Annotated in this window: 11 protein-coding genes; 2 read left to right on the top strand and 9 right to left on the bottom strand. The window is 61.9% G+C overall.

Annotated features, from left to right (window positions below):
- The first annotated feature begins 17 nt into the window (after positions 1–17).
- Positions 18–905, top strand: coding sequence for a B12-binding domain-containing protein (locus NG895_RS25525; protein WP_252855388.1), 888 nt, complete (start codon positions 18–20; stop codon positions 903–905).
- 6 nt (positions 906–911) lie between these two features.
- Here the strand turns inward: NG895_RS25525 and NG895_RS25520 are convergent, their stop codons facing one another.
- Positions 912–1,727 carry an enoyl-ACP reductase FabI gene (locus tag NG895_RS25520; protein ID WP_252855387.1) on the bottom strand — a complete coding sequence of 272 codons (816 nt, stop codon included), beginning with the start codon at positions 1,725–1,727 and terminating at the stop codon, positions 912–914.
- A gap of 235 nt (positions 1,728–1,962) precedes the next feature.
- On the opposite strand from NG895_RS25520, the gene NG895_RS25515 reads away from it, so the two are divergent.
- Positions 1,963–3,843, top strand: a complete 1,881-nt coding sequence (locus NG895_RS25515) for a sigma-54-dependent Fis family transcriptional regulator (RefSeq protein WP_252855386.1) — start codon at positions 1,963–1,965, stop codon at positions 3,841–3,843.
- On the opposite strand, the gene bioA is transcribed toward NG895_RS25515, so the two are convergent.
- The 8 genes from bioA to NG895_RS25475 all read right to left on the bottom strand — a co-directional run bounded on the left by bioA (position 3,840) and on the right by NG895_RS25475 (position 11,699).
- Complete coding sequence (bioA, locus tag NG895_RS25510) at positions 3,840–5,210, bottom strand: adenosylmethionine--8-amino-7-oxononanoate transaminase (protein ID WP_252855385.1); 1,371 nt, start codon at positions 5,208–5,210, stop codon at positions 3,840–3,842. The two genes, NG895_RS25515 and bioA, sit on opposite strands and share 4 nt — an antisense overlap.
- A gap of 2 nt (positions 5,211–5,212) precedes the next feature.
- On the bottom strand, positions 5,213–5,899 hold the full coding sequence (locus NG895_RS25505; RefSeq protein WP_252855384.1) for a hypothetical protein: 687 nt from the start codon (positions 5,897–5,899) through the stop codon (positions 5,213–5,215).
- A gap of 16 nt (positions 5,900–5,915) precedes the next feature.
- On the bottom strand, positions 5,916–6,707 hold the full coding sequence (locus NG895_RS25500; RefSeq protein WP_252855383.1) for an SAM hydrolase/SAM-dependent halogenase family protein: 792 nt from the start codon (positions 6,705–6,707) through the stop codon (positions 5,916–5,918).
- A gap of 17 nt (positions 6,708–6,724) precedes the next feature.
- Entirely contained in the window at positions 6,725–8,191 is a 1,467-nt protein-coding gene (gene gatB, locus NG895_RS25495; RefSeq protein WP_252855382.1) for an Asp-tRNA(Asn)/Glu-tRNA(Gln) amidotransferase subunit GatB, read from the bottom strand.
- Between the two features lie 155 nt (positions 8,192–8,346).
- A complete protein-coding gene (gene gatA / locus NG895_RS25490; RefSeq protein ID WP_252855381.1) occupies positions 8,347–9,882 on the bottom strand; it encodes an Asp-tRNA(Asn)/Glu-tRNA(Gln) amidotransferase subunit GatA in 1,536 nt (511 codons plus the stop codon).
- A gap of 50 nt (positions 9,883–9,932) precedes the next feature.
- Positions 9,933–10,223, bottom strand: a complete 291-nt coding sequence (gene gatC, locus NG895_RS25485; RefSeq protein ID WP_252855380.1) for an Asp-tRNA(Asn)/Glu-tRNA(Gln) amidotransferase subunit GatC — start codon at positions 10,221–10,223, stop codon at positions 9,933–9,935.
- Positions 10,224–10,288: 65 nt separating this feature from the next.
- Positions 10,289–10,561, bottom strand: coding sequence for a 50S ribosomal protein L28 (gene rpmB / locus NG895_RS25480; RefSeq protein WP_252855379.1), 273 nt, complete (start codon positions 10,559–10,561; stop codon positions 10,289–10,291).
- Between the two features lie 289 nt (positions 10,562–10,850).
- Positions 10,851–11,699 (bottom strand): alpha/beta hydrolase, encoded by an 849-nt coding sequence (locus tag NG895_RS25475; protein WP_252855378.1) that lies wholly within the window; start codon positions 11,697–11,699, stop codon positions 10,851–10,853.
- Between the last annotated feature and the right edge of the window lie 139 nt (positions 11,700–11,838).

Raw genomic sequence — 11,838 nt, 5'->3', positions numbered from 1 at the left:
ATCCCCGAGTACCCGCCATGCCGATGCAACGAAAGTTTACCCCGAAACAAGTCGCCCAGGCCCTGGGCGTCAGCGAGTCGTCCATCAAACGATGGGTCGACGGTGGCAAGGTGGAGGCCGTGAAGACGGCCGGCGGGCACCGCAAGCTGCCGCTGGCCGCCGTGGTGAAGATGGCCCGCGAACAGGGTTATCAGATCGTGCGGCCCGAAGTGCTGGGTCTGGCAGCCGAGCACACCAAGGTGCGAATCGACCAGGCGCAGGATCCATTGGTCGAAGCTCTCGCCGCGGGAGACGAGTCGGCCAGCCAGGCCATCATCGAACCGTTGTACCACGCAGGGCACTCGATGATCGAGATCGCCGACGTGGTGATTGCGCCGGTGTTTCACGAAATTGGCTATCGTTGGGAACGGGGCGAACTCAGCGTGTACCAGGAGCGGCGCGCTTGCGAAATTGCCGTAGCGACGCTGCACAACCTGCGCCGAATGCTGCCGCTGCCCGACGCGGGCGCACCGCGAGCCATTGCCACAACGCCCGACTGCGATCACTCAGAGTTGCCGGTGCGGCTGTCGGAATTGGTGCTACGCGAGAAGGGCTGGGACGCCAAGGTGCTGGGTATTGCGTTGCCACTGGAGGAGATCCGCGCGGCCGTCGAATTGAATCCGCCAGAAATCGCATTGCTGAGCGTGACGCATGTCGACAATCCCGCGGGATTCGTCGCCGAAGCGAATCACGAGCTGCTGGTTCCGACGAAACGATTGACGAAATGGATCGTCGGAGGTCAGGTATTCGACGAAACGCTACAGCGCACGCTCGACTGCTATCACTTCAGTCACTCGATGGCGGAGTTGTCGGATCTGGCCGACAAGTACCTGAGCGAATTTCACGACCGCGAGAAGCTAGCCTAGGACGGCTTAGAGGTCCTTGTAACGATCCAGCATCCGTCCTGGTGTACCCATGATGTTGTAGCCGGCGTCAAGATGCATGATCTCGCCTGTTACGCCGCCAGACATTTCCGACAGCAGGAACGCACCGCACTTGCCCGCCTCATCATGCGTGACGTTGCGTCCCAGAGGGGCCATTGCCTCGTACAACCGCAGCATGCCGTCTACTCCGGCGCCGCGACCGCTAATGGTTTGCAGCGGGCCACAACTTAAGGCGTTGACGCGGATACCATCGACGCCCAGATCGTAGGCCAGGTACTTGGTCACTGAGTCGAGCGCCGCCTTGCAGACCCCCATCACGTTGTAGCCTGGTACGGCCTTCTCGCCGCCAAAGTAGGTAAGCGTCAGGATGGTACTGCCTTCGTGCAGGATTGGTCGGGCCGCACGAGCCAGGGCAAGCAGGCTGTAGGCGCTGATTTCCATCGCCAACTTGAACCCCTCGCGACTGCAATCGACCGTGTCGTTCTTCAGATCTTCGGGCGGAGCGAAAGCGATGGAGTGGAGCAGGAAGTCGAGCTTGCCGAACTTGTCTTTGCAGGTGTCCATGGCCGCGGCAATGTGCTCGTCGTTGGTGGCGTCCATCGGCTTCAGGAACGCCACGCCGTCCAGCCCCTCAGTCAGCTTCTGCACGCGGTTGAGGTTCTTCTTCCGCTCGTCGTCCGGCCGATCCGGCATGTACGTGAACCCACAGGTCCCGCCGCCCTGCATTACTTGGTCGGCGATCGCCCAAGCGATCGATTGCTTGTTGAAAACACCGGTAATCAGGCCGTTCTTGCCTTCGAACATCGATTTTCCAGTCCCGTGAGGAGTTTGGGCCACCTGCGGGCGAGTTGCACCGCAACCGCACCAAAGTACCAACCCACTGTGCAGGGCGTAAACCCCCACCAACGCCGTACTTTTGACGGTGCGGCTCGCCGGGGTGTATCTTCACCGCGGCGCGCGTCCGTTGCAATATGATGTCACTTTGCTACCCTTGTACCCAAACTCGCAACACTGCCCTCGTCCACAGCCGCGAAGCGCCATGCCATCGATCAACTGGTCGCAGCTACTCGCCGATATCCTGGTCTCCCGTGATGAGGCGGAGTTTCACTCCGCCGTGGTACGTCGGCTGGCGGACGTGGCGGGGCTCACTTCCGCCGCGCTGGTCCGCTCTCAGCCGCCGGAGTGGATCGTCACCGCCTCGGCTGGACGCATGGCAGGGCAGTTGCCGCTTGATTTGGCAGCCGACGCGCTCGACTCGGGCACCCCCAGACAAGCGTCCGGCTGGAACGCCATTCCGCTCCGCACCTCGCAGGACAACTCGCTGCCACCGACCGCGCTGTTGATGGCTGGCGACACGGGAGTCGATATCGACCAACTGGGGCCGGGGCTCGCGGCGGCCTGCGCAGTGGTCCGCGGCCGGCGACGCGATCACCAGCAAGCCCAGCGGCTCGAAATGCTGCTCGAAATCACCCACCAGTGGGCCCAGACCGACAACCTCGAGACGCTGCTCAACCGGATGGCCGAGGCCGCCACGGCACAGTTCGATTGCGACCGCGCTACCATCTTCCTCTGGGATCGACCGCACAAGTTGCTCGTTGGCCGGCCGGCGCTGGGAATGGACAACAACGAACTCCGCGTGCCTGACGATGCCGGCGTGGTGGGACGCGTCGTCCAGTCGGGCGAGCCCGAACGCGTCGACCGCATGGACGACCGCGCTGCCATCCACGGGGCGGTGGACAAAGAAACGGGCTACACCACCGAGACTATCCTGTGCGTTCCCCTGGTCGGGCCGCAAGGCAACACCTTTGGCGCCTTCGAACTGTTGAACAAGCGGGCGGGGAACTTCCAACCCGAGGACCTGACGGGCCTCACCGAGTTGGCCACCTACGCCGCGGTGGCATTGGCCAACACACAGCAGTGGGAGCAGTTGCTCGAGCGCCACCAACTGCTGGTCGACGAGGCAGCCGATCGCGTGCAGATGATCGGTAACTGCCCGGCCATCGAGGCACTGCGATCCACCATCGCCAAGGTGGCCGCGGCCGACCTGGCGGTGCTGGTGCTGGGTGAGAACGGCACCGGCAAGGAAGTGGTCGCCCAGTCGATTCACTACCGCAGCCCCCGCCGCAGCGAGCCGTTGATCGCGGTAAACTGCGCGGCGCTCACCGAGACGCTGCTGGAGAGTGAGCTGTTCGGCCACGAGAAGGGGGCATTCACCGGTGCCAACGAATCGCGGGCCGGCAAGTTCGAGGTGGCGTCCGGAGGCACCCTGTTCCTGGACGAAATTGGCGACATGAGTCTTGGCGGCCAAGCCAAGCTGCTGCGGGCGCTGGAGCAGAAGGAAGTGGTCCGCGTGGGCGGGCACGAGACCATCTCGACCGACTGCCGGGTGGTGGCCGCCACGAATCAGAACCTGGCCGAACTTGTACGGGAGAAAAAGTTCCGCGAGGACCTGTACTTTCGATTGAACGTGGTAACGCTCGAGCTGCCGCCGCTGCGTGAGCGGGGTGACGACGTTGTCACCCTGGCCGAATACTTTCTCAAGCAGCTCTGCCAGAAGCAGGGGCGCAAACCGCCGGCCATGTCCGCGGCGGCCAAGAAACGGCTGGTCGCCCACCGCTGGCCCGGCAATGTGCGCGAGCTGCGCAATCTGATGGAACGCGTCGCCTATCTGGTCAGCGGCGACCGCATCGATGCCGACGACCTGGCCTTCACGCTTTCGCCCGGCGCCAAGAAAGGCGGCGGCATGGAAACCGGCCTCACGCTGTCCGACGCCACGCACGATTTTCAGGTCGACTACATCAAGCGAACCATCGACCAGGTTCGCGGCAACGTCACCGAAGCCGCCAAACTGCTGGGCGTGCACCGCTCAAACCTGTACCGCAAGATGCGGGCGCTCGGCATGGAAACGGACGAGGACTAGGTCTGCGCCGCGGCCGTGGCCTGCTGCACGCCTGCCGTCATCGCGTCCATCAAGAGATCAATCTCCTCGAGCGAGATCGCCAGCGGTGGTATGGCGTAGGTCATGTTCGCTCGCGGGCGGAGCCAAACTCCGTGGTCCAAAGCGATCTCGGCAACACGCTGACCAACGCGTGCTTTTGTCGGGAACGGCTCGCCGGTCTGTTTATCTTGCACCAGGTCCATGGCGACGATCATGCCTCGCTGGCGGGCGTGGGCCACGTGGGGATGCTCGGCCAAGGTGGCCAGTCGCTCGCCCAGCCGTTCGATCTTCGGCGGCAGCTTTTCCAGCGTCTGCTCCTCCTCGAACAGGTCAATCGAGGCGAGCGCCGCGGCCGCGCAAATGGGGTTGCCGCTGAACGTATGGCCGTGATAGAGCGCCCGCCCCGATTCGGAGTCGCCGAGAAAGGTCTCCCAGATCTTCTTCGTGGTGATCGTCGCCGCCATCGGCAAGTAGCCGCTGGTGAGACCTTTGCCGAGCGTCATGAAGTCGGGCGAGATGCCTTCGGCATCGCACACGAACATCGAACCGGTGCGGCCAAAACCGGTTGCCACTTCGTCGACGATCAGCAGCACATCATACCGCGTCGCCAATTCACGAAGACCACGCACGAAGCCCGGTGGCTGCATCACCATGCCGGCCGCGCCTTGGACCATCGGTTCGATGACAATCGCCGCCAGGGTGTCGGCCTGCTCTTTGAGCACCTCTTCAACTTCGTCCAGGAAATAGCGTACGGCGGCTTCGCCGGCGAGCCCCGGTGGCAAACGCCGCGAATCGGGCGAGGGCATACGCACCACTTCGAACAACAGCGGCTGGAACAGATCATGAAACTTGCCGATGCCGCCCACACTGGCCGCACCGAGCGTATCGCCGTGGTACGCTTGTCCAAAGGTCAGGTACCTGGTCTTCTGCGGCTGGGGATCGTCGCACTGCAGCCAGTACTGAAAGGCCGCCTTCAGGGCCACCTCGTTGGCGCTCGATCCATCGCTCGAAAAGAAGACATGCTCCAGGCCCGTCGGCACAATATCGACTAGCCGCTTCGCCAGCTTCACGGTCGTGTCGCTCGTCATACCGAGCGTCGTGACATGGGCCACCCGATGCAGTTGCCCTTCGATGGCGGAGTTAATTGCCGGGTGGTTGTGGCCGTGGACGTTGCACCACATGCTGCTGGCCCCGTCCAGGAGTCGTCGTCCGTGCGAATCGACCATCCAGACGCCGTCCGCTTGCTCGATGACCAGCGGCTCGTATTCGGCCATCTGCGTGAAGGCGTGCCAGTGATTTGTGCGGTCCCAGTGGTAGAGTTCTTTCAGGTGTTCGGGGGGATCTGGCATGTTCATTCCGGTTCGTCTACGAATTCTGCGGTCGCGATCAAGTTCTCGACCCACATCTTCGCACTTCGGCGGCCGAACGTGTAGATGCCGATCGGCAGGAAAGGTGGCCACAGCACATGGACGATCTGCACCGTCTGGACCACCTGCCAGCGGATAGCCGGCTGCTCGCTAGGAATGACCAGCAGACCAATCAAGACGCCAATCACCAGCATGACCACCACCGCAAGCGCCAGCAGCAGCAGACTGATTCTGCGCATCAGTCGCGCGATTCGCTGGAGGTCCAGCCGATAGTGCACTTCAACCTCCTGGTAGCTAACCACACGAAGGTCGAACTCGGCGTGAGAGAAATAGGTACCCGGAAGTTGATTGCAGACCAGTGGGTCCACTTTCTCGATCGCGATGCGGCTATCGCCTCGTTCGACGATCTTGTACATCGCCCCGTACAACTTCTGGTTCGACTGCAGAATCGCCCGCACCAGGCGGCGCGCGGCCGTGCGGCCGTCGCCAGCCATGCGAGCGGTACCCGACTCGATGGCGAACTCGTCCGCGTATGACGGATCTGGCTCAAAGTCGCGTTGGTCGCGAGAAGGTTTGCCAATGCGCAGCGTGAGTGCCAGCGCAACCAGCCAGACCAAGCCGCCGACCGTCATGATGGCAGCGAACACAACCCATGCGTTTTCGATTGACACCAGCAGTCCTCGAGTTTTACCACTCGACGGTCACCGGCACTCCCACTCCCACGCCAAGCATGATCTTGGCCGAGTCGTCCACAATGGCCAACTCCAGCTTGCCCCCCGAACCTACCAGGGCAATCAGGGTCATGGGGGGTTGGTCGCCGTAGGCGTTGAAGATGCCCAAGGTCACGTGCCCGTCACAGCGGACGTGCGTATTCTCGTCGCGCGGCACGTCGGCGATCATGTCGGCCGTGATGTTGGTGATCAGATTACCGAACGCGTCGACTTCGATCACCTCGCCCTCTATCTTTTGTGCCACTCGTTCCGCCCGCGGTAGAGAAATCCTTGCGTAGTCCTCGATCACCGGCCCAACGTCGGTCGGGTCGATGCCCAGCGACAACCTTGCCGCCACCGGGGCCATGATGTCGCGACCGTGGAAGGTGTGCGACACGCCATCGAGCCATAATCCAGTGTTTTCAACACTGCGCATCGTACTGGGTTTCGCACGCTCCGCCAAGCAAGTTAGCAAACCGTTGTCGGGACAGACGTATCGTTGGCCGTCGATTTCGGCATACAAAATCCGCCGCGAGGTGCCCACGCCCGGGTCGATTACGGCCACATGAAGCGTACCCGGCGGGAAATAGCAAGTCGCTTCGAGCAGCGTGAGAGCGCCCTGCAGCACATCCTGGTGGGGGACCGAGTGACTGATGTCCACCACGTTGGCCTCGGGATTGATGGCAAGCAGCACGCCCTTCATCGCCCCCACATACCGGCTGCCTTCGCCAAAATCAGTGGTCAGCGTGATGATGGGGCGGGGGGCCATCGGTCGCTGCTGCCTCCCTACATCTTGGCGATCAGGTCAAGGCAGATCTGGCGCACCTTACTCGGATCGGCGTTGGGATTTTGCTTCTTGGCCTGGCCAATCAGTGCGCCCACGGCCTGCTGTTTGCCACCCTTCACATCGTCGACGATCCGCGGATTGGCCTCCAGCAGCGACTGGCAGAGCGATTCAAGTTCCGAATCGTCCACCTCTTCAATGCCGAGCGAGTGCATGGCGTCGGCGGCCGAGAGGCCTTTCTCGAGCATCGCGTCGAACACGTCCCGACCGCGAGCGGTGGGAAGTTCGCCCGACTTCTGCTTGGCGACGAAGTCGCCGAGCGACGCGGCCGTGATGGAAAACGTCTCGATACCGGCATCACTCTCTTTGAGCACCCGCAGCACGTCTTGCGTCACCCAATTGCAGACACCCTTGGCGTCGCCGGCGACTTTCACGGCCGATTGATAGTAGTCGATCAGCGTGCGGCCCTGGTTCACCAGCACTTCGGCATCGTAGGCCGAGAGCCCATGATCGGATTGCAGGCTCTCGCGAATCGTCGATGGCAACTCACCGAGCGAGGCTTTCGCGGCATCCACCTGCTCGTCGCTGAACGAAACCGGCACCAGATCGGGATCGGGGAAGTAGCGGTAGTCGCTCGACTCTTCTTTGCTTCGCTGCCCACGAGTCACACCGGCCGCGTCGTCCCAGCCGCGCGTCTGCTTGGGCGAGTCACCCAGCTTGGCACCAGTTTCCTGCCATACTTTATACTGCCGTCCGGCTTCGTACTCGATAGCACGCTCCACCGCCCGGAAGCTGTTCATGTTCTTGATCTCGACGATGGGCGTAGCAATCTTCTCGCCGCCCTTGTCGATGTGCAGATTCACGTTGGCATCCACCCGCAGGCTGCCTTCCTGCATGTTGCAATCGGAGACGCCTATGTATGTGAGTAGCAGCTTAAGCTCGTCGAGGTACGCCCGCGCTTCGAGCGCCGAACGCATGTCGGGCTCGCTGACGATCTCCAAGAGCGGTGTCCCTGTGCGATTCAAATCGATCACGCTGTCTGCCCGCCCGGCAACTTCGTCGTGCACGCTCTTGCCGGCGTCCTCTTCCAGGTGCGCCCGCAGGATGCGGATCTGCTTGGTTTCGAAACGGTCCTTCGAGTCGGAAATCTCCAGGTGCCCATGCTCCGACATTGGCATGTCGTACTGCGAGATCTGGTAGCCCTTTGGCAGATCCGGGTAGTAGTACTGCTTACGGTCCCACTTCGTAAGCGGCGGGATGGTGCAGTTCAATGCCACGGCCGTCTGCAGTGCCAGGTTGAGCGCTTCTTCGTTCATCACCGGCAGCGAGCCTGGCATGCCAATGCACACGGGGCAAGTCTGCGTATTGGGTTCGGCCCCAAACTGCGTACTACACCGGCAAAACAACTTGCTCTTCGTGGCAAGCTGCACGTGAACTTCAAGGCCAATGATGGTGGTGTACTTAGACATGGGCTCGCAGGTTAAACTCGCTTCGCAAGAATGACCAATGACGTATCAACAATTACCAATATGAGTGTTCATCCAAGGGTGTCTCAAGTTCATTGGTCATTGGGAATTCTGAAGTGGCCATTTCGCCCGCCGGATAAAGTTCGATCTGCGAGCACCTACAAAGGCGGGCGCCGGGTGTGCCAATCGGTGGCCGATTGGTACATATGGCCGGCTCGCAGCAGGGTTTCTTCGGCCAGCGGTTTGGCTTGTAGTTGCAGTCCGATCGGCAGACCCGACTTACTGGCACCGCAGGGCAGGCTCAGAGCTGGAATGCCGGTCAAGTTCGCGCTTACGGTGTACAGGTCGACCAGGTACATTGCCAGCGGGTCGTCGACCAGCGAGCCAAGTTCGAACGGCGGCGTCGGCGTAACCGGGCCGGCGATCACATCCACTTCGGCAAATGCCTTGTCGTAGTCCTGCCGGATCAAGCGTCGGACCTGCAGGGCTTTCAGATAGTAGGCGTCGTAGTAGCCGGCACTCAGGGCGTAGGTGCCGAGCATGATGCGGCGCTTCACCTCGGGGCCGAACGCCTCGCTGCGGCTTTTGCGGTACATCCGCACCAATGGGGTGTCCAGATCCTCAGCGGCGCCACGCTCGCCCGCTTCTTCCAGTGCCGCCCGTTCGGCGGCAAGCTCCGCGGCGAGCTTCGCCTGATCGCTGCGATAGCCATAGTGCACGCCATCGTAACGGGCGAGGTTACTGGAAGCTTCGCAGGGGGCGATCACGTAGTACGTGGCCACGGCGTACTTGCTGTGGGGTAGGGAAACCTCCACCAGCTTCGCGCCGAGCGATTCGTACGTGGCAAAAGCTTCGCGAACGGCCGACTCGACCTCGCTGTCGAGCCCTTCGGCAAAATGCTCGGCCACAACGCCGATTTTGAGTCCTTCGAGCGGCTTATCGATCGGCGTGGCGAACTCAATCGGCTTGTCGAGCGAGGTGGAGTCCTGCGGGTCGTGACCAGCGATCACAGAGTACAGCAGGGCGATATCCTCAACGCTACGGGCCAGTGGGCCAACCTGGTCCAGGCTGCTGGCGAAGGCCACCAGACCAAACCGGCTGACGCGGCCGTAGGTTGGCTTAAATCCCACGATGCCGCAGAAACCGGCCGGCTGGCGAATCGAACCGCCAGTGTCCGTGCCAATCGAGAGCGGTGCGAAGTCGGCGGCGACCGCTGCGGCCGCACCACCGCTGGATCCGCCCGGCGAACACTTCAGGTTCCAGGGGTTCTGGGTGGTTTGGAAGGCAGAATTCTCGGTCGAGCCGCCCATGGCGAACTCGTCCATGTTGGTGCGGCCGATCAGCACCGCGTCGGTAGCCTTGAGTCGCGCAATGACCGTTGCGTCGTACGGGGCGTGGAACTCCTCGAGCATCTTCGAGGCACAAGAGGTGCGCTGGCCTCGCTCGGCTAGAATGTCCTTCACGGCGACTGGAATCCCTGCGAGTGGACCCAGCGTTTCTCCCGCAGCGCGACGTTTGTCAATCTCCTTGGCCGCGGCAATTGCCCGCCCGGTGTCGTAGCGCAGAAAAGCTCCGACGGAGCCATCATACTTCTCGATACGGTCGAGATAGGCCTGCACCAGTTCGACGGAAGAGATCTCGCCCGCGGCAAGCTTTCGGCTTTGTTCGGCGGCAGAAAGTTCGATGAGAGACATGTCGGCGGAGCAGGGCGGTGGTGGCGAAGAAGGACGCGGGGCCGATTCGCTTAGTCCCCCAAAACGGCCGGTACCAGGTAGCCCTCTTCATTGTGCTTGGGGGCGTTGGCCAAGGCCTCGCCGCGCGGCAGGCTGGGGGCCACGTTGTCGTCCTTCGTGACGTTTCGCAGCTCCACGGCGTGGGCCATTGGCTCGATACCCGTGGTGTCGACCTCCGCCAACTGGTCGACGTAGCCGACGATTTGCTGCATTTCGGCCGTCATCGACTCCAACTCGTCGGGCGAGAGCATCAGTCGCGCCAGGAGCGCTACTTTCTCGACGTCGTCGGAAGTCAGTGACATGAAAATGCCGGCCTGCTGGGAACCAGGGCTACTAGTAACATGGACGGAGCGATGCGTGCGCCAGGCTACTTTTTGGCAGCTTGCGGAACAGCAAACGGCGCCTGCTGCACTACCTTGCGGATGGCGCCACCACGGATGCACTGCGTGCACACCCATTGGGCCTTGTTCTTGCCATCGGCGCCGGTGACGTGCACCCGCTGCAAATTCGGCTTGAATTGACGCCGAGTGATGCCGGTTACCTTGGTACCGACACCGCCCAGGTACTTCTTCTTACCGCGAATCGTGACTTGATTTCCCATCTGCGGGCCCTTGCCGCAAACTTCGCATTGCTTCGCCATGATCGTCTCTCGCTACAGTCAGCTTAATGCTGGTGGTGGAAAGCTCGTAAGTATACCGGAGGACACGAGATATGCAACGTGGGGTAGGGGGCGGCCGAGCGACATTCCGTTGGCAGCCAAGAATCTATCGACAACTTTTCCGCTGGGTTTGCAGTCGAAACCGGTGGCCATTGTGGCTCGATACGAGGCCGAAACCTCTCTCTGGAGCACAACTTGCGGCAATTTCCGACGATCCCGCGGAAGTGGGTCTGCTTTCGGCTGACGACGACTGTGGATGGCCGAGGTTCGCTTATTCCTGGTCCAGCCACCCCAGTTTCACTAGAAACCCGTCGAAAGCCTCAACACTTTTGGGGTAATTTTCGGGCTGCTGCTTCGTGTTCAGGAAACTGTGGGACCCATCGAACACCATCAGTTCGCAGTCATTACCCACCTGCTGCATGGCGTCGCTGAACCGCTTGAGGGCCGACAATTTGGCCGTGGGATCGTCGCGGCCGGCCATAATCAACGTCGGCGGCGCCCCCTCGGCCACGTGATGGGCGGGCGAGTACTTCCTCCAGTCGGGGCCGCAGCGCTCATGGCCGTAGCCATCCTGCGGACCGTTATCCAGCACCGGGCAGAACAACAGCATGGCGTTGGGCTTGGGGCTGATGCTCAGGTCGTCGGCCGGATCGTCGACCCCCTCGAGCAAGCCCACAGCGGCCGACAGGTGCCCCCCCGCCGAACTGCCGGCAGCCATGATACGGTTTGGATCGATGTTCAGTTCCTCGGCGTGCGACCGCATCCACCGCATGGCGCTCTTGGCATCCTGAATGCAGACTACCGGCGGATTGTTCGGCTCACGTGGCACAAATCGGTACTGCACCTGAGCGCAAACGACTCCGCGTGGCGCGTAACGTTGCACCCGATCGGAGAACGACTTGTTGCTCCCTCGCACCCAACCGCCGCCATGGAAGAACACAATGGCCGGGCGCGGTTCGTCCGACGTCGCCGTGGGCTCGGAAAGAATGATCTCCAACTCGCGATCGCCCACTTTCTTGTAGACAACCCTGCGCTTGGTGAATCCCTCCTCGGCCAGGCCGGTCACGGGAATGACCATCAGTAGGCAAGCGATGAGCAGCGTGTTGTTTCTCGCAATCATGGAAGACTCCGCCAAATAAGGTCCGCGAATACCGCATGTCAGCAATCCGAGCGTAGCGGGGCGACGTGCCGCACGCAACTCGCGCGGGTGCGGCATACCCGCCCGTCGTTGGTGGGCTCTTGCCAGGCTTTGGACTAAG

Origin of the sequence: Aeoliella straminimaris (assembly GCF_024054565.1) — a bacterium.
In the GTDB taxonomy this organism is placed as follows: domain Bacteria; phylum Planctomycetota; class Planctomycetia; order Pirellulales; family Lacipirellulaceae; genus Aeoliella; species Aeoliella straminimaris.
Note: the sequence above shows the minus strand (reverse complement) of the source record. Positions and strands in the feature narration are given on the sequence as shown.